The sequence below is a fragment of the Bacillus sp. 05T21 genome, assembly GCF_056396785.1.
Map to the genome: position 1 here is coordinate 148,993 of NZ_JBFTMD010000009.1, position 18,016 is coordinate 167,008.

General features: G+C 37.2%; 19 protein-coding genes, 1 rRNA gene and 1 pseudogene. 11 read left to right on the forward strand and 10 right to left on the reverse strand.

Annotation, left to right across the window (positions count from 1 at the left end):
• Positions 1-23 precede the first annotated feature (23 nt).
• Positions 24-1,400, reverse strand: a complete 1,377-nt coding sequence (locus AC1DKZ_RS17925; RefSeq protein WP_113938358.1) for a glycine--tRNA ligase — start codon at positions 1,398-1,400, stop codon at positions 24-26.
• Positions 1,401-1,745: 345 nt separating this feature from the next.
• A pseudogene (locus AC1DKZ_RS17930) lies at positions 1,746-2,403 on the reverse strand (DNA alkylation repair protein).
• Positions 2,404-2,500: 97 nt separating this feature from the next.
• Between AC1DKZ_RS17930 and AC1DKZ_RS17935 the strand changes: the two are divergent.
• Complete coding sequence (locus AC1DKZ_RS17935) at positions 2,501-2,968, forward strand: hypothetical protein (RefSeq protein WP_002034556.1); 468 nt, start codon at positions 2,501-2,503, stop codon at positions 2,966-2,968.
• 103 nt (positions 2,969-3,071) lie between these two features.
• On the opposite strand, the gene AC1DKZ_RS17940 is transcribed toward AC1DKZ_RS17935, so the two are convergent.
• Complete coding sequence (locus AC1DKZ_RS17940) at positions 3,072-4,397, reverse strand: ArsB/NhaD family transporter (protein WP_002145115.1); 1,326 nt, start codon at positions 4,395-4,397, stop codon at positions 3,072-3,074.
• A 290-nt stretch (positions 4,398-4,687) separates the two neighbouring features.
• On the opposite strand from AC1DKZ_RS17940, the gene kapD reads away from it, so the two are divergent.
• Positions 4,688-5,311 carry a 3'-5' exonuclease KapD gene (kapD, locus tag AC1DKZ_RS17945; RefSeq protein WP_219301097.1) on the forward strand — a complete coding sequence of 208 codons (624 nt, stop codon included), beginning with the start codon at positions 4,688-4,690 and terminating at the stop codon, positions 5,309-5,311.
• A 40-nt stretch (positions 5,312-5,351) separates the two neighbouring features.
• Here the strand turns inward: kapD and kapB are convergent, their stop codons facing one another.
• Entirely contained in the window at positions 5,352-5,735 is a 384-nt protein-coding gene (gene kapB, locus AC1DKZ_RS17950) for a kinase-associated lipoprotein KapB (protein ID WP_431183236.1), read from the reverse strand.
• Positions 5,736-5,906: 171 nt separating this feature from the next.
• Here kapB and AC1DKZ_RS17955 point away from each other — a divergent pair, with 171 nt between their 5' ends.
• Both AC1DKZ_RS17955 and sodC read left to right on the forward strand, forming a co-directional pair.
• Positions 5,907-6,083 (forward strand): hypothetical protein, encoded by a 177-nt coding sequence (locus AC1DKZ_RS17955; RefSeq protein ID WP_000982764.1) that lies wholly within the window; start codon positions 5,907-5,909, stop codon positions 6,081-6,083.
• 68 nt (positions 6,084-6,151) lie between these two features.
• Complete coding sequence (gene sodC, locus AC1DKZ_RS17960) at positions 6,152-6,691, forward strand: superoxide dismutase [Cu-Zn] (protein WP_431183237.1); 540 nt, start codon at positions 6,152-6,154, stop codon at positions 6,689-6,691.
• Between the two features lie 118 nt (positions 6,692-6,809).
• On the opposite strand, the gene AC1DKZ_RS17965 is transcribed toward sodC, so the two are convergent.
• Positions 6,810-7,961, reverse strand: coding sequence for a MalY/PatB family protein (locus AC1DKZ_RS17965; RefSeq protein ID WP_002139353.1), 1,152 nt, complete (start codon positions 7,959-7,961; stop codon positions 6,810-6,812).
• A gap of 117 nt (positions 7,962-8,078) precedes the next feature.
• On the opposite strand from AC1DKZ_RS17965, the gene AC1DKZ_RS17970 reads away from it, so the two are divergent.
• Positions 8,079-8,330: a YugE family protein gene (locus AC1DKZ_RS17970; protein ID WP_002015854.1), complete on the forward strand. Its 252-nt coding sequence runs from the start codon at positions 8,079-8,081 to the stop codon at positions 8,328-8,330.
• 178 nt (positions 8,331-8,508) lie between these two features.
• Here the strand turns inward: AC1DKZ_RS17970 and AC1DKZ_RS17975 are convergent, their stop codons facing one another.
• The gene (locus tag AC1DKZ_RS17975) at positions 8,509-9,348 is read right to left on the reverse strand and encodes an alpha/beta fold hydrolase (RefSeq protein ID WP_476996767.1); all 840 of its coding nucleotides are present in this window, start codon (positions 9,346-9,348) and stop codon (positions 8,509-8,511) included.
• A 110-nt stretch (positions 9,349-9,458) separates the two neighbouring features.
• The gene (locus AC1DKZ_RS17980; RefSeq protein WP_476996768.1) at positions 9,459-10,451 is read right to left on the reverse strand and encodes a 2-hydroxyacid dehydrogenase; all 993 of its coding nucleotides are present in this window, start codon (positions 10,449-10,451) and stop codon (positions 9,459-9,461) included.
• Between the two features lie 118 nt (positions 10,452-10,569).
• Here AC1DKZ_RS17980 and AC1DKZ_RS17985 point away from each other — a divergent pair, with 118 nt between their 5' ends.
• The 3 genes from AC1DKZ_RS17985 (at position 10,570) to yugI (ending at position 12,851) form a co-directional block, all read left to right on the forward strand.
• Positions 10,570-11,067 carry an Lrp/AsnC family transcriptional regulator gene (locus AC1DKZ_RS17985; RefSeq protein ID WP_002067952.1) on the forward strand — a complete coding sequence of 166 codons (498 nt, stop codon included), beginning with the start codon at positions 10,570-10,572 and terminating at the stop codon, positions 11,065-11,067.
• On the forward strand, positions 11,064-12,254 hold the full coding sequence (locus AC1DKZ_RS17990) for an aminotransferase (RefSeq protein WP_476996769.1): 1,191 nt from the start codon (positions 11,064-11,066) through the stop codon (positions 12,252-12,254). Before AC1DKZ_RS17985 ends, AC1DKZ_RS17990 begins: the two co-directional genes overlap by 4 nt.
• A 252-nt stretch (positions 12,255-12,506) precedes the next feature.
• Positions 12,507-12,851 carry a S1 domain-containing post-transcriptional regulator GSP13 gene (gene yugI / locus AC1DKZ_RS17995; protein ID WP_002015848.1) on the forward strand — a complete coding sequence of 115 codons (345 nt, stop codon included), beginning with the start codon at positions 12,507-12,509 and terminating at the stop codon, positions 12,849-12,851.
• Between the two features lie 112 nt (positions 12,852-12,963).
• Here the strand turns inward: yugI and AC1DKZ_RS18000 are convergent, their stop codons facing one another.
• Positions 12,964-13,197 carry a DUF378 domain-containing protein gene (locus AC1DKZ_RS18000; protein ID WP_002089278.1) on the reverse strand — a complete coding sequence of 78 codons (234 nt, stop codon included), beginning with the start codon at positions 13,195-13,197 and terminating at the stop codon, positions 12,964-12,966.
• A 283-nt stretch (positions 13,198-13,480) separates the two neighbouring features.
• On the opposite strand from AC1DKZ_RS18000, the gene AC1DKZ_RS18005 reads away from it, so the two are divergent.
• Complete coding sequence (locus AC1DKZ_RS18005; RefSeq protein WP_002015845.1) at positions 13,481-14,833, forward strand: glucose-6-phosphate isomerase; 1,353 nt, start codon at positions 13,481-13,483, stop codon at positions 14,831-14,833.
• A 108-nt stretch (positions 14,834-14,941) separates the two neighbouring features.
• Entirely contained in the window at positions 14,942-15,355 is a 414-nt protein-coding gene (locus AC1DKZ_RS18010) for a YugN-like family protein (protein ID WP_476996770.1), read from the forward strand.
• Here the strand turns inward: AC1DKZ_RS18010 and AC1DKZ_RS18015 are convergent.
• Positions 15,342-16,337, reverse strand: coding sequence for a potassium channel family protein (locus tag AC1DKZ_RS18015; protein ID WP_476996771.1), 996 nt, complete (start codon positions 16,335-16,337; stop codon positions 15,342-15,344). The two genes, AC1DKZ_RS18010 and AC1DKZ_RS18015, sit on opposite strands and share 14 nt — an antisense overlap.
• Before the next feature lie 374 nt (positions 16,338-16,711).
• Positions 16,712-17,392, reverse strand: coding sequence for an MgtC/SapB family protein (locus tag AC1DKZ_RS18020; protein ID WP_002067957.1), 681 nt, complete (start codon positions 17,390-17,392; stop codon positions 16,712-16,714).
• A gap of 553 nt (positions 17,393-17,945) precedes the next feature.
• Between AC1DKZ_RS18020 and AC1DKZ_RS18025 the strand changes: the two genes are divergently transcribed.
• A 16S ribosomal RNA gene (locus AC1DKZ_RS18025) occupies positions 17,946-18,016 on the forward strand; the annotation flags it as partial.

An 18,016-nucleotide genomic window follows, 5' to 3' on the forward strand; every position in this document is an offset into this window, starting at 1 on the left:
ATGAGCTGCCTCTTTTTTTATAATTAGAACTGGATTTTCTTCTCTAAGAAACCTTTTAGTTCGCTAATTGGCATACGAACTTGTTCCATTGTGTCACGGTCACGTACTGTAACAGCTTTGTCTTCAACAGAGTCGAAGTCGTATGTGATACAGAATGGAGTACCGATTTCGTCTTGACGACGGTAACGTTTACCGATAGAACCAGTTTCATCAAAGTCTACCATGAAGTCTTGAGCTAGTTCTGCGAATACTTCAGTAGCACCTTCAGATAGCTTTTTAGATAATGGTAAGATAGCTGCTTTATATGGTGCTAAAGCAGGGTGGAAACGAAGAACTGTACGAGAATCGTTTTCTAATTGCTCTTCTTCATATGCATCACATAAGAATGCTAATGTTACACGGTCTGCACCTAGAGATGGCTCGATGCAGTAAGGTACGTAACGCTCATTCGTTTGTGGATCGATATAGTTAAAGTCTTCGTTAGAGTGTTCCATATGACGTTTTAAATCGAAATCTGTACGAGATGCAACGCCCCATAGTTCGCCCCAACCGAATGGGAATCTGAATTCAATATCAGTTGTCGCGTTACTATAGTGAGATAATTCGTCTTCACCGTGGTCACGAAGACGCATGCTTTCTTCAGTCATACCAAGTGAAAGTAACCAGTTTTTACAAGTTTCACGCCAGAATGCGAACCACTCTAAATCTTCACCAGGCTTACAGAAGAATTCAAGTTCCATTTGTTCGAATTCACGTGTACGGAATGTGAAGTTACCAGGTGTGATTTCGTTACGGAAACTTTTACCGATTTGGCCGATACCAAATGGAAGTTTCTTACGCATAGAGCGTTGTACGTTTTTAAAGTTTACGAAAATACCTTGTGCAGTTTCAGGACGAAGGAAGATTTCGTTTGTGCTAGACTCTGTAACACCTTGGAATGTTTTGAACATTAAGTTGAACTGACGGATTTCCGTGAATTCTTGGCTACCGCAATCTGGGCATTTTACTTCATGTTCTTTCATTAAGTCAGCCATTTGGTCGAAAGTAAGACCGTCAACGACCATTTCGATACCTTTTGCGTCTAATGCATCTTCAATTAATTTGTCAGCACGGTGACGAGCTTTACATTTTTTACAGTCGATCATTGGATCATTAAAGTTACCAACGTGACCAGAAGCGATCCAAGTTTTTGGGTTCATTAAAATAGCAGCATCTAAACCAACGTTGTGTGGAGATTCTTGAATGAATTTTTTCCACCAAGCTTTTTTGACGTTATTTTTTAATTCGATTCCAAGTGGACCGTAATCCCATGTGTTTGCAAGACCACCGTAAATTTCAGAACCAGGGAAAACGAAACCGCGATGTTTCGCTAAGTTTACAACTTGTTCCATTGAATACATAATAAAATCCTCCTTTTGAAAGTTAACGTATTTGCGATGACGTGATGGGTACTTTGGAAACGAGCAATATATGCTTTAAAAAACATAAAAAAACGCTCGTCCCAAGGCTTAATCGCCTAGGGACGAGCGTTTGCCCGCGGTTCCACCCTAGTTGATACACAAAATGTGCATCCACTTTATCACGTATTGCTCGAGACTGCCGTTTCCTCGCAGCTTCAGGCTTTCACTATCCCTGAATCGCTTTTTATGCAAGTACTTATAAGTCCGTCATCGCTACTTATATTAATAATAATGAACATATTTTAACACGTTCTTTTTTAAATCTCAATAGAGGAACGTGCCCATCTAGGATAGAGTCTCGCCTATTTTTTCGTTATTTATTCCGTAATTTTGCTTAATGTGCTTAATTGCTTCGCGTTTACTTAATGGAGCGAGTTCGTTGTTTTGAACGTATTCCCATACTACATCTGGTTTTGTTTTTGCATATTCGCGAAGGACCCAGCCAATTGCTTTTTGAATGAAAAATTCTTTTGAGGAATGTAGTTGACCGATAATCCAGAAAAGGAGTTCTTCATCCATTTTTTGTTTATATTTCAGCTGGAATAAAATAGCGGCACGTTGTAACCATATGTTTTCTGATGCAATCCACAGAATCCCACCAAGATTTTGTGACAATAAGTTCTTCTAAAAATGGGATGTGAGTTTCATTTATGTGTTTTTTATATTTTTGCATGATATCGAGTGCGGCAGCTTGAAATTCACGTTCTGGTAGGTCCCAAAGTTCACGCACGATAATTTGGAAGTCCTTTTTATCTGGGAGAGTATGTATTTGAATGACGTCTTTCAATAACTGTCTTCTCTCAGGAGTTTGAATACCGAGAAACGGGAAGTGATTTTTCATATAACGTGCCATCGGTTCTGCTTTTTCGGGATTTTGATGAGCTGTAAAATGCTCTTGTAATGCCTTTACAAATGGATGCATAGGTATGTGCTCCTCTCTCATTATCTTTCTCTTCTTATTATACAAAGAGTTTGGTTAAATTTTAAAACATAACTTGCACTGTAATGAAATATGTTGAGAAGAGAGAGGAGAGGATAAGATGGAAGATCAAGGCGTACTAGCAGGTTTCTTTGCTCTTAGTTTTGCGTTTATGCTTGTTATAATAATTTGGGCAATTATTTCGTATTTGTTAACGGCTTTTGCACTTTATACGATGGCGAAAAATGATGGTGCAACTGATGGTGTTCTTGCTTTTATTCCGTTTATAAATAGTAAGATATGGGGTGATTTAGCGAAAGATAAATTACCAGATTTCTTGAAAGAAGAAGCAGGGTGGAAAGTATTTGGCATATATGTTGGATGCTTCATCTTTAATTTCGTACCAATTCTATATATATTAGCAACAGCTGTATCACTTGTACTGTCTATTTATCTTATCTATGCTATTTTGGATAGATACGGAACGAATTCCATACTATTTACGATCATTCATACAATCACGTTTTCGGTTTTCTTGCCGATTCATTTGTTCATTATTCGGAATGAGCCGGTGAGGTATAACGAGTAGGCGTATCAAAGTTGCCCTGCGGTCGATATATTTGGTTCTATAATAATTCGGATATGCTGAAAAAAGAACGAAAGCGCCCTGCTCAGCAGGGCGCTTTTTTCTACTACATAAGATAGCGTAAGTAAATGTAAATATGAGAAATGATTAATGAAACGATCATAATTGGGAAGCCGACTTTAAGGAATTCCATGTAGCTGAATTTATGTCCTTCACGACTTGCGATTCCGGCTACGATTACGTTAGCAGAAGCTCCGATTAATGTTCCGTTTCCACCTAAGCAAGCCCCTAATGCTAATGCCCACCATAGTACGTCGATTTGTGCGTCAGAAGGTGATAACCCTAGCCCAACTGCCATATCGTTAATAAGTGGAATCATTGTTGCAACGAATGGAATGTTATCGATTGTTGCAGAGGCGATACCAGATACCCATAGAACAAGGATAGATGCCTGAGAAATATCTCCGCCTGTTATTCCAATTACTTTTTGAGCTAACATTTTGATAAGCCCGATATCAATAAGTCCTCCAACGAGTACGAATAGTCCCGCGAAGAAGAAGATTGTTACCCACTCTACACTTGCGAATACCTCTTCAATTTCATGCTCTTTCACACCGATTAGCATAAGTACAGTAGCGCCAGTTAAGGCGATGATAGCTGCATCAATATGGAAAATGGAATGAGTCATGAAACCTAAAATAGTAAGGCCAAGTACTGTTAAAGATTTCTTCATTAATACTGGGTCTTTAATGTATTGTTTTTCATCTAAGCTCATTAATTTTTTAATTTGTACAGGATCAGCAATTAATTGCTTACGGTACATGAAGTAAAGAATTGTTGCTGTAACAGCAATAATGATGATTACGATAGGTGCTAAGTTGAATAAGAAAGCATTGAAATCTAAATGCTTATTTGCAGAACCAATCATAATATTTGGCGGATCACCAATTAATGTTGCTGTTCCTCCGATATTTGAAAAAATAATTTCAGAAAGTAAATATGGAACAGGATTTACTTGCAAGATGCGCGTAATAGATAAAGTAACTGGAACAACAAGAAGTACTGTTGTAACGTTATCTAAAAATGCGGAACCGAGCGCGGTAAGTAAGGAAAGTGAAATTAAAATTTTAATTGGATTTCCTTGTGCTCCTTTTGCGGCTTTAATGGCAACGTATTGGAAGACACCTGACTTACTTGTAATGTTTACGAGTATCATCATACCGATGAGTAATGTAATTGTTCCCCATTCAATATGTTTCGTAAAGGCATTGTGTAAGTCAACGACCCCTGCAATTACCATGAATGCTGCACCAAGAAGTGCGATGACAGCACGGTTAATTTTTTCAGAAATAATAATGGCATATGTAATTAAAAAGACTGCGATAGCGAAATAATACTGCCAGTTTGCGAGTTCTTGCGTTGTTTCGTGCAAAACTCTCATCTCCTTTCATTCACTTTTCTTAGTGTGTCAAAAAATTAACTAGATGAAACACACATACCGTCATTATAAAGTAGAAAAATGGCGGATGTAAATGAAAGGGTTTATTTTGTCATATTTTCTGCATAGGTCATTTTTTCTTATTTTTAAAAATATTTGTGGGCATCTGACATATATATAAGATACATCCAATCTGAATATTTAAAATCGAATCAGCATTCGAGCTTGTTCGTGTAGGAGTGTCAAATAGAAAGGAATGACAAATATGATAAGGAAGGGATCGTATGGATGAACAACGATTTTTGTTTTTAGACTTTGAGTTTACGATGCCCCAGCATAGAAAAAAGCCAAAAGGTTTTTTCCCAGAAATTATTGAGGTCGGACTCGTTTCAGTTGTTGGTTGTAAGGTGGAAGATACGTATTCATCGCATATTAGACCGAAAACATTTCCGTCTTTAACGGATCGATGTAAAAAATTTTTAGGAATTAAACAGGAAGTAGTGGACAAAGGAATTTCTTTTCATGAACTTGTTGAGAAACTTGCAGAATATGAAAAGAGTGGTAGACCGACAATTGTAACGTGGGGAAATATGGATATGAAAGTCTTAAAGCATAACTGTGAAATGGCGGGAGTAGAATTTCCATTCTTTGGACAGTGTCGTGATTTATCGCTTGAGTATAAGAAGTTTTTTGGAGAGAGAAATCAAACAGGGCTGTGGAAGGCAATTGAGGCGTATGGAAAAGCAGGAACAGGAAAGCATCATTGTGCACTTGATGATGCGATGACGACATATAATATTTTTAAGTTAGTAGAAAAAGATAAAGAGTATTTAGTCAAACCAGCACCTCCGACATTAGGGGAACTTGTTGATTTTTCGAAAGTGTTAAAGAAAGTGAGTACACAGTAACGACCAAATTGCAAAATATGTAATTTGGTCGTTTTGTTTTTTAAAGTTTGTAATCTTGCTTCAATTGCTGAAGTGTTTCTAGACTACGCCCCGCAAAAGGTGAATCATCTTCAGAAAATGAATTCATTTGAGTTTCTAATGCTAATCTTAGTGACTCTGTATAATCCGGAATTTCCCCTTCATATTTCTTCACCATTTGCTCTGGAATGTTCGTCTGTTCACGAAAAGCTAAAGCACGTCTTTCATGGAAAAATGGTACGTCAGCTTGTTTTACGTTATGTAAGTCACCTTGCACCGGATGTTTTAAAACAGCTAACACTTTTACGACGTAACTGCCAGGACGGCTATTTGTAATTTCGCCGATGTATTTTCCGGTTTTATAAATACCAGTAACGATTTCACCAATTTCAAATGTTTCTCTCATATTTTTCACCTCAAGTTTATAGTAAGGAAAGTATAAGAAGGAGTCAAAGAAATTAGTTGATTTTTGAATGTCCTTGAGAATATGACAGGCTTCAATTATAATTTAAGGTGATAAAACAGAAAATTCTGATGTTTATTCTTGCTATAAATTCCCCGATAAGGAGTGTTTCATATGATGCCTTTATATTTTCCTGAAGATAAAACGGAGTATATTATTCCAGGTATTGTTTGCGTTCTATTTATCATCGGTGCGGTTGCTACGTGGCGTATGTTTATTCGTGTATCAAAACGAGAAGCAGAGCGATTACAGAAAGTAGAAGAAAAGCTTTTAGCTGAAAAGAAACGGTAATTCATTTTTGTATGTTTCCCTCTATGCTCGGACAATCTAAGGGCAGAAAGCATTTTGGAGGGAATTGAATGAAAAGACGGCTTTTTTTCAGTTGTTGTTTATTATTTCTAATGGCGGGTTGTGACCAAGGGAAGCCGAAAGAAATTGATGTGAAATTACATAATGCTTCAGGTGATGAAGTTGGGACTGCAAAAGTAGTTCAGCAAACAAGTGGAGTGAAAATTACGATTAAAGCGGAAGGCTTTACACCAGGACCACACGGGATACATGTGCATGAAATCGGAGAATGTAAAGCGCCACGTTTCGAATCATCTGGGAATCATTTTAATCCGGATAATAAAAAGCACGGACTCCTCAATCCGAAAGGTGCGGAAAATGGTGATTTACCGAACGTAATTGCAGACGGTTCGGGAAAGATTAAAGCAGAAATCGATGCTCCGCATATAACGCTTGAAGAAGGAAAAACGACGATTCATAGAAAAGATGGAGCGTCTATTATTATTACAGAAAACGCTGATGATGGTATGACACAACCAACAGGTAAATCTGGTGGCCGAATTGCTTGCGGTGTTATCGTAAAAAAAGTGTCGGATATGAAGAAAAAATAGAAGCTACCTTGAATGATAGATTTTGGTGTAAAACCGCATAATCGTAAGTGGAATTATATCGATTTATCGAAAAAAAGGAGGCTATCCCAAAATCATTTTGGGATAGCCTCCTTTTTTGTTATGAGAATGTATGATGTAGTCTGTTTAAAATTTCTTCTAAAACAGATCTAGGACAGCCAATGTTAATTCGGATATAAGCTTCTCCACCTGTTCCGTATTTCTCACCAGGCTCAACGATGATTTTACCTTTCTCTTCAAGCAATGCTGTTCGTTCATCTTGAGAAAGATCCAAGTGGGAACAATCAATCCACAGTAAAAAACTGCCTTCTGGTTTAATTACAGAAAGAGCTGGTATGTGATTTTGAATATACTCACAAGCAAATTGAGCGTTATCTTCAACGTACAATCGAATTTCATTTAGCCAATCATTACATTCTGTATAGGCACTTTGCATTGCTGTATAAGCAAATGTATTTAATCCGTGGAATCCTTGTCTATATTGGATAGACATAAAGGCATTACGGAGATTTTCATTCGGAATAATAATGATCGATGCTTGTAATCCAGCGATATTAAATGTTTTGCTCGGAGCCATACAAGTAATAGTGCGTGCTGCTAATTCTTCAGATAAAGAAGCAAACGGTGTATGAGTATGGCCTCTATAAATAATATCGGCGTGAATTTCATCCGCGACAACGGTTACATTATATTGCGTACATAACGTACCGAGTTTTGTTAGCTCCTCTTTCGTCCAAACGCGCCCGATAGGATTGTGAGGGCTGCAAAGAAGCATTAGTTTTACACCTTGTTTAAATTGAGTTTCTAGATGCTCGAAGTCTATCTTATATATGCCATTTTGTTTAAACAAGGGACTCTCACATAATTGTCTATTATTTGTTTTGACCATTTCAAAAAATGGTGGATAAATAGGAGGTTGTACGAGTACGGCTTCTCCTTCTTTCGTTATAGCTTGTATGCTCGTACTAAGAGCTGGGACGATACCTGCGCTAAATACAATCCATTCTTTTTGTATTTCCCAATTGTATTGGCTTTTCGTCCAATTACAAATGATATTCCCAATATTTTCAGGAGGAAGTGTATAGCCGAAAATAGGATGTTCTGTGCGTTTTTGTAATGCAGTTTGAATTGGTTTTGGTACTTCAAAATCCATATCGGCAATCCAAGCGTGGATGAGCTCTTCATTTTTATATGTATCCCATTTTGTACTATGCGTTCCGCGACGATTTACCGTTTTATGAAATAGTTGCATATGTTTGCTCCTTTCTTCTGTCAAACTGTTAAGTTATGAAAATTCTCACTCTTCTTATAGAATAGCTGATGTGATACGATAAAGAAAAGCATTAAAAAGTGAAAAGGCGGGAAGCAGATGGGTGCATATGACAAAATGATTGAGGTTGTGAAAAATTGGGATCCGTTTCAAATGGGACCGGAGTTTTATGAAACAGAAGCGAGCGATGTTGTAAACGTCGTAAGTGTGTTTGATGATCCGAAATACATCGCAAAGAAGATTCAACATATATACTTTATGTCTTTTGAAGAAGTACCTGCACTTGAAAAATGCGAAAAATTAGCAGTAGAGTTACTCGTACTAAAAGAAGGCGGAAGTTGTTCATTATAGGCTGTCGGAATTTACGACAGCCTTTTTGTTTATTTTCATTTGTGCGGATGGATTAAAGCTTCACTTTATCCCGCTATTTGCGGGCAGTAAGACTCCAGCCTCAAAATTCGGTTGAAGCAAAGAGGTTAGGCGAGAAATCAAACTGCCCGTAAAAACCCCCACGGATTAAAGCTTCACTTTATTGCGTCGCAAACGTAATAATTTCTTCATAAACATGATCGGGCTTTTCTTCAGGTAGTAAGTGCCCTGTATTTTCGTAAGAAATGAAAGTTGAATTAGGTAGGTCCTTATGGAGACGGTGTCCTACATGTACAGGGACGACGCGATCTTTTTCACCCCAAATGAGTAATACTGGGGTTTCGATTTTTTGTAATTCAGTTGAAGATAAGTCACCTTCACGGTCTCTTATCATTCGAGTTAAAGCAGGGAATATACGATCATCATAAAAAGGAGCAGCGTAGCCTTCCATCATTTCATTGTCAATTAATGAATGGTCATGAACGACATTCATTAAGTTATGGACGATGCCCCTTCGAATAATCCAGTTCTTCACGTATAAGTGGAAGAATGGTAAATAAGAGGAGTACAGTAAAGGTAAGTTTGCGCGTGCTAAATAACTAGAGCTACATAGTAAAATCGTCTTTGAAATTAATTCAGGGCGTAAACGGTTTACAAAGAGTGAAATTTGTCCGCCCATAGAATGGCCAACTAATACAATATTCGCGAGAGATAAATGTTCGATTAAATCGATAATAATAGCTGCTAAATTGTGATAAGAATATTTAAAGAGATGAGATTTATCACTTTTTCCGAATGGTGGTAAATCAAGGGCAATTACTGTACCTTCCTTTGTCAGTAAAGGAATGAGTCGTCGATAGCTAAATGTGGAAGAGAGGAAGCCGTGAACGAGTACGAAAGTAGGTCGTTCTTTTTTAGTATTATGTTCATACAATTCGTAATGAATAGTAGTCCCGCGAGTGGAAAAAGTGAAGTAAGGGCATTTGCATTCATGGTTCATTTTTTGTCACTCCATTGATTTTTGTTCATATCATCTCCCGGCAAGAAACAAAATATGTTAACAAAAAAAGGCAAGATGACATCGTCATCTTGCCTTTCGCTTATTTATAATTACCCACGCACAATATTAGGCGGTGTTTCTCCTTGTAACCCTGCAACTAAATTTTCAGCAGCTGTCATTGCCATTTGCTGCCTAGTTTTTAATGTTGCAGACCCAATGTGCGGTAAAGTCACAACATTTTGTAATGATAAGAGCGGATTATCTTTTTGAATCGGCTCTTGTGTAAAAGTATCGATGCCCGCTGCAAAGATTTTCTTTTCTGTTAATGCATGGATTAACGCTTCTTCATCTACTGTTTTTCCGCGAGAAGCATTAATGAAGATTGCAGTTTCTTTCATTAATGAAAATTCCTTTTCTCCAATAAGATGATATGTTTCATCTGTTAGTGGAGTAAGAAGGACAATAAAGTCAGATTGTTTTAGTAGCGTCTGTAAATCACAATATGTAGCATCGAATTTTTGCTCTGCTTCTTCTTTACGGCGACGGTTATAATAAAGAACATTCATATCAAATCCGAATTTCGCTCGTTTTGCGACAGCTTCACCAATGCGTCCCATTCCGATAATACCGATTGTACTATGGTGTACATCTAGTCCGAAGTGTTCTTTTCCAATTTCAGCGTTCCATTCACCATTTTTCACGTAGGAGTCGAGTTCACAAACACGGCGACCGGCAGATAACATAAGAGCGAAAACAAGGTCGGCTACTGTATCATCTAGTACGTATGGTGTATTCGTTCCGATGATATTTCGCTTTTCCATCGCTTGTAAATCAAAATTATCGTAACCGACAGAAATGTTGCTTACTACTTTTAAGTTAGGAGCCGCTTCTAATAATTCTTCATTAATAGCAGATCCAAAATTTAATAAACCATCTTTATCTTGTATTTTCTCTAATAGAACATCACGAGGTACCTTCTCATCTTGATCCCATTTTTCGAAATCACAGTGTTCTGATAAATAGTTTTCTACAAATGTTGGAACTGGTTCGGCAATATATACTTTTGGTTTCACGGTTCCATCCCCTTTCGCTTTATCACRCATTTTTCCGCTGATTAAAGTTTCACTTTATTTTGACATAATTCACTAAAAAAATCTTCTTTTCAAACTGGAAAGAGTATTTGTATAATTTAGACAGAAACTAAAAGGAAGGATGATTTATATGGTGACAGAGAAAGAATTGGAATTATTAGCTTGTCTTGAAAAGAATAGTCGTTTATCTGTAGATACATTAGCGAAGTTGTTAAATATAGAAGTAGAAGAAGTGAAAAAAATGGTTACGAAATTAGAAAGTGAAAAGATTATCGTGGACTATGTAACACATATCGATTGGACAAAAGTGAAAGAACATACTGGTTTAACGGCGATGATTGATGTGAAAGTTACACCGAAGCGTGGTGTCGGTTTTGATGCAGTAGCTGAACAAATTTATCGCTATTCAGAAGTGAAATCCGTTTATTTAATGTCTGGGACATATGACCTTTCTATTACATTAGAAGGAAAGACGATGGGAGAAGTAGCGATGTTTGTTTCTGAGAAATTAGCAACAATTGAATCTGTCGTTTCAACGACAACTCATTTTATTTTGAAGAAGTATAAACATGAGGGGATTATTTATGAAAAGACAGATGATGATAAGAGAATTGTGGTGACACCGTGAAGCAATTTGACCTATCTAGAGTAGCAGAATCTTTACAACCGTCCGGTATACGAAAGTTTTTTGATTTAGCGGCAAGTATGAAAGGTGTTATTTCACTTGGAGTGGGAGAGCCGGACTTTGTTACACCTTGGAATGTAAGGCAAGCATGTATTCGTTCTTTAGAACAAGGATATACGTCATATACAGCAAATGCAGGATTATTGGAGCTCCGTCAAGAAATAGCAAAGTATCTAAAAAAACAATTTGCAGTATCTTATGATCCGAATGATGAAATCATTGTTACAGTTGGAGCGAGTCAAGCGCTAGATGTAGCGATGCGTGCTATTGTAAACCCTGATGATGAAATACTTATTATTGAACCAAGTTTCGTTTCGTATGCACCGCTTGTTACGTTAGCGGGCGGGGTCCCAGTTCCAGTGGCGACTTCATTAGAAGCTGAATTTAAAGTACAGCCAGATCAAATTGAAGCAGCTATTACAACGAAAACAAAGGCAATATTACTTTGTTCTCCCAATAACCCAACAGGCGCAATGTTAAATAAATCCGAATTAGAAAAGCTAGCTGTTATTGTTGAGAAGTATAATTTAATCGTGTTATCGGATGAAATTTATGCAGAGCTCGTATACGACGAAGCATATACGAGTTTCGCGAGTATTAAAAATATGCGTGACTATACGATTTTAATTTCAGGGTTTTCAAAAGGGTTTGCCATGACGGGATGGCGTCTTGGGATGATTGCAGCCCCTGTTCAATTTTCAGAATTAATGCTCAAAATCCACCAGTATTCAATGATGTGTGCACCAACGATGTCTCAATTTGCAGCGCTTGAAGCATTACGCGGAGGAAATGATGAAGTAATTCGAATGAGAGATAGCTATAAAAAACGTCGTAACTTTATGACGACATCTTTCAATGAAATGGGCTTAACATGTCATGTGCCAGGCGGGGCATTTTATGTCTTCCCTTCTATAGCTTCAACCGGACTATCTTCAGCAGAATTTGCAGAACAATTATTATTAGAAGAAAAAGTGGCTGTTGTTCCTGGAAATGTGTTTGGCGGGAGTGGTGAAGGATTTATTCGTTGTTCATATGCAACATCGCTTGAGCAACTTATGGAAGCAATGAAGAGAATGGAACGGTTCATAGAGAATAAAAAAAGGACAAAACACAATACGTTTTGTCCATAAAAGGGGGGGAATACTAGAAAGCCATGTGTTAGTATTCTATCCTAATATTGGAGAATTATACGTATTACAGGAAATTTTTTCGTGAATTTTGAATGAGTTCTATCAAAGTGGTATAATTTACTAATATAAGGTGGGAGTATCCTCGGTGTTTTACTTAGGATACTTACCACTAATCGGATATTTAACAATAAATACATCTGCTTTGCTATTTACAATTGTAGAGAAAATGGTAAACGTATGGGAGTGTTTCACATGTCAGAACAATATACAACGGGAGTGGTTGTAACAGGGAAAGTAACTGGAATTCAAGATTACGGTGCATTTGTAGCTTTGGATGCAGAAACACAAGGACTTGTGCATATATCTGAAATCACAAATGGGTATGTAAAAGACATTCATGACTTTTTAAAGGTCGGAGATACAGTAGAAGTAAAAGTACTTTCAATTGATGAAGAACACAGAAAAATGAGTTTATCGTTAAAAGCGGCGAAAAGAAAGCAAGGACGAATTCTTATACCGAATCCATCAGAGAACGGATTTAATACACTGCGAGAAAAGCTAGCGGAATGGATTGAAGAGTCGGAGGTAATAAAGTAAAAGAGGAACGCATATGAGCGTTCCTCTTTTACTGTGACTTATGATATATATATTTGCAAATATGATTGCATGCAATCATATTCGTATGTCGGAGGCGAAAAAGACATACTGACTATTGAATTTCATGTGTTTCTGGGTGAGTACCAAGATTCTCGGATGGTTTAAATAGTAAGCCGAGATTGATAAGCCCAGAAATACCAACGATGCCGTAAATAATACGTGCAAGAGCTGATTTCTGTCCCCCGAAAATAGCCGCTACTAAGTCAAACTGGAAGAACCCGATCAGTCCCCAGTTAACAGCGCCGATTACAGTGAAGACTAATGCGATACGTTGCAAGGTACTCATGAAAAGTCCCCCCCTTAATGTGAAGCGTGAGCAAGCAAGGAGTTAATAAGAAAATTTAACTCCTTTATAGAATGGTATAGTTTTGTTGTTTTTATACATGAAAAATGTACGAAAAACGATGTATATACATCTATACCGAAAAATTCGAATTTTTATGCAAAAAATGAACTTTTTCTAAAAAATAAATAATGGTTACGTTTACAATTGCTGAATCGCTTGATTTACAACTTTAGTTTCGCTAAAGTGAATACAGAAATACATATACATAATTGGAGGGAAAAAGATGAGTACACATGTAACGTTCGACTATTCTAAAGCGTTATCCTTCATCGGTGAAAATGAACTAACTTATTTACGTGATGCAGTAAAAGTAACACATCATGCAATCCACGAAAAAACTGGAGCTGGGAACGATTTCCTTGGGTGGGTAGAGCTTCCGCTTCAATATGATAAAGAAGAATTCGCTCGTATTCAAAAATGCGCAGAAAAAATTAAAAATGACTCTGATATTTTACTTGTTGTAGGTATTGGTGGTTCTTACCTAGGAGCACGCGCAGCAATTGAAATGTTAAACCATTCTTTCTATAACACGCTTTCTAAAGAACAACGTAAAACTCCACAAGTGCTATTTGTTGGACAAAACATTAGCTCCACTTACATGAAAGATTTAATGGACGTACTAGAAGGTAAAGACTTTTCTATTAACGTTATTTCCAAATCAGGTACAACAACAGAGCCTGCAATCGCATTCCGTATTTTCCGTAAATTATTAGAAGAAAAGTATGGAAAAGAAGAAGCACGCAAACGTATCTATGCGACTACAGATAAAGCGCGCGGTGCTTTAAAAACATTATCTGATAATGAAGGCTACGAAACGTTCGTTATTCCAGATGATGTTGGCGGTCGTTTCTCTGTATTAACACCAGTAGGTTTATTGCCAATCGCTGTAAGTGGCCTAAACATTGAAGAGATGATGAAAGGTGCAGCTGCTGGTCATAATGATTTCGCGAAATCAGAACTTGAAGAAAACCCAGCTTACCAATACGCAGTAGTTCGTAATGCTCTATATAATAAAGGGAAAACAATTGAAATGCTTGTTAACTATGAGCCAGCACTTCACTACTTCTCTGAGTGGTGGAAACAGTTATTTGGTGAAAGTGAAGGAAAAGATCAAAAAGGTATTTTCCCATCTTCAGCAAACTTCTCAACTGACTTACACTCATTAGGTCAATACATTCAAGAAGGTCGTCGTGACCTATTCGAAACAGTTCTTAAAGTAGGTAAATCTACACACGAACTAAAAATCGAATTAGACGACAACGATTTAGATGGATTAAACTACCTTGCTGGTGAAACGATAGACTTCGTAAACACAAAAGCATACGAAGGTACATTACTTGCACATAGCGATGGCGGAGTACCAAACTTAATCGTAAACATCCCTGAATTAAATGAGTACACATTCGGTTACCTTGTATACTTCTTCGAAAAAGCATGTGCGATGAGCGGCTACCTATTAGGCGTAAATCCATTTGACCAACCAGGAGTAGAAGCATACAAGAAAAACATGTTTGCTTTACTTGGTAAACCAGGATTTGAAGAATTAAAAGCAGAATTAGAAGAGCGTTTAAAATAATGAAAAGCGATCGGGTCTCCGGTCGCTTTTTATTATTTTATTGAAAGGTACATCGGTATATTCAAACTAGAATGGGTATGCTAAAGGAAAAGTCTAGGAGGGATGGGCTTGATTCCGATTCAATCAAAATTAGAAGGATGTACATATGCGTTATATAAGTTAGAAGAGGTTATGAAACCACTTGGATATAGTATTGGCGGCAATTGGGATTATGATAAAGGATGCCTTGATTATAAAATCGACGAAGAAGAAGGGTATCAATTTTTACGCGTACCATTTACAGCGGTGGATGGGGAACTAGATGTGCCTGGTGTAATAGTCCGTCTTGAAACACCGTATATTCTTTCGCACGTATATCAAGACGAACTAGATGATAATGTTAATGCTTTAACAGCTGGAACGAGTGGATTGGATCAATTTGCGGAGCCGCAAGATCCAGATGGAGATGTGAAAAAAAAGTATGTCAATATTGGTAAAGTATTGGTACAAGAACTAGAAAATCATTTTTTTAATGGTGAATAACGATGAGTATGTCGCTTTCGATGAGAATGAAAGAATGAACTGGATTGATCATATATTGTTCGTCGCGCTTTACACCTAGTAAGAGAATGTTTTGCTTTAAAAGAGTATAGCTACAATTTGTAAAGGATTGTCCGGTGCAGGACGGGGGAATCTCCATCAGTTGTAATTTGTTATCAGAGATTTCATCGTAAAGTGAGAATAGTACACCTGAAATGGAAGGGAATAAAAGAGAAGCGGTAAATACATAGCTCGTTAATTTATTTCCTTCTATAATTTCTGATACGCCAGCTCTCGTTGCATTTTGGATTTGTTCAGAAGTAAGAAGTTCAGCGATGCAGTGAATGTTTGGATTAAGTCCTTTTGCAGTTAAAATATTTAAAATGGACTGTGTATCTGCTAAGCTTTCGTTCTTCTCTTTATCCGCTGTTATTAATATAGTGTGAGCTGTTGTAATGTTAGCTTTTAATAAAGTTTGATCGTGATGCGGACAACCTTTTATAAATTCTAAATGATGAAATGGCTTTGGAAGTAAAGAAAGTGTTTCATCAATTAAAACGATATCAAGGTTCGGTTGTAATATGTGCATTTGTTTTACAACATGTTTTGCACGCTCATTCCAGCCAACGATAATCATATGACCATTAGAGGTAGCAGCTGCTTCACCTTTAATTCTCATATATTGTTTATTAATCATGTCGGTAGCGAATAGAACCATATAATAAGAACAAAATCCCGTCCCTAATAAAATAATACATATACCAATAAGTTTTCCTATCGTTGTATGGGGGGCGAAATCGCCGTATCCAACGGTGAAAATGGTAACGATTGACCACCAAACCCCGTCGAACCATGTGGTGAAGTGAGATGGCTCTAATATATGTATAAGAAAGCCGGAGAAGGCAGTAAGTACAATAATAAAACAAATTAAACGAAAAATAATGGAATCACGAAATGTATCTACTAAATTCGGACGGGATTTCAAGTTCCTATTCCTCCTTACTTTTCAGGACTACATTCATTGTTACCATTATAGAAAAAAGAAAAACTCTCTAATTAAAAAGAGAGTTTTTCTTTAACTACTCAGTCACTCTATGAAAAAACGCCAGAAAAGCATTTTTTAAAATGACCGAGAGGGACTGGTTATGTATAGGATCGGTCAGTGTATTTTCCTGCCATGCGCGAAGTTTTAAAACAAAGAAAGGTAGAGGACCATTTTATCTCCATGGCAGTAATCTATATGCTGAAAAATGAAAATAACTTTCTATAGGTAATAAGGTACGTATTTTTGCGGGAGTAATACTCCTTACCTAACTTCTAAATGAAAGGTATGGCTGAGTAGTAACGTTTTTCTTTATGTTACATACTCTCCACTTCGGTTTGTTGAACACTTTCAAGATGCTGAAGAGCATAATAAACATCAGCGGTATGTCTTTTTTGATCGATAGACAATTTCAAATGTAAATAGTGCGAACCATTTTCCAATGTTTTGAGCTTCATGTTCTTAACTTTTATATCCATTTCTTTTATTTCTTCAATTACGGTCGGGATATTGTCCATATTTCGTACAACGAGTTTCACTGCGATATCACGTTGGCGAAATGATCTAGGACCGACGTATTTCATCGCTAATGGTATAAGTTCTACACTAATCATAAGGAAACACATTCCGAAAATAGCCTCGATATAGAAACCAGCTCCAACGGCAATGCCGATGCCAGAAGCACCCCAAATCATAGCGGCGGTCGTTAATCCCGCAATACTATCGTTTCCTCTGCGTAAAATTACACCGGCACCTAAAAAACCAATTCCTGATACAATTTGAGCGGCAAGTCGAAGTGGATCCATATTCATATGATCGGTATGTGGTAAGTTGTAAGCTGCTTTAATAGAAACAATGGTTAGGAGGCAACTAATAATAGAAATAACTAAACAAGTTTTTAAGCCGAGTGGTTTACGTTTTAATTCGCGCTCTAAACCGATAGCGAATCCTAAAATAGCCGAGAGACCTAGTTTTATTAATAAGTCGGTGTAGTCCATGTGTATTCCTCCTTGTATGATATGGTATATGAATAAAACGTTTATCCCACTATTTGCGGGCAGTAAGCCCCGCCTCAAAATTCGCCGAATGTGAGAAAGATAGGTGGGAGACAACTGCCCGTAAATGCCCGATTGGTGAAGGCTAATAATCAGTGGGGGATGAACACCCCCACACTGATTAAAGTTTCACTTTATATAGAAAGAAACGTTTTGTGACAGAGGGACTTTCTATAGAATATATGTAGGAATTACTTAGAAATGAAAGGGATGTTTCGTTTAAGTATATGATATTAAAAAAGAAATGTAGTTGGTTTCAAAAAAGTTTTCAAAAGGTGTTGCATTTCATTTTTTCACATGATATATTAATAAACGTCGCTGATGCAGAAACGCAGAAAACGACAAAAAAGAAATTGAAAAACATAGTTGACATCGAAAGATGAAGATGTTAATATGATGAAGTCGCTTCTGAAGCGGCAGATAAGTTCTTTGAAAACTGAACGAAACAAACAACGTGAACGTCAATTTTTATTTTTAGATGCTAGACAAACTAACTTTATTGGAGAGTTTGATCCTGGCTCAGGATGAACGCTGGCGGCGTGCCTAATACATGCAAGTCGAGCGAAT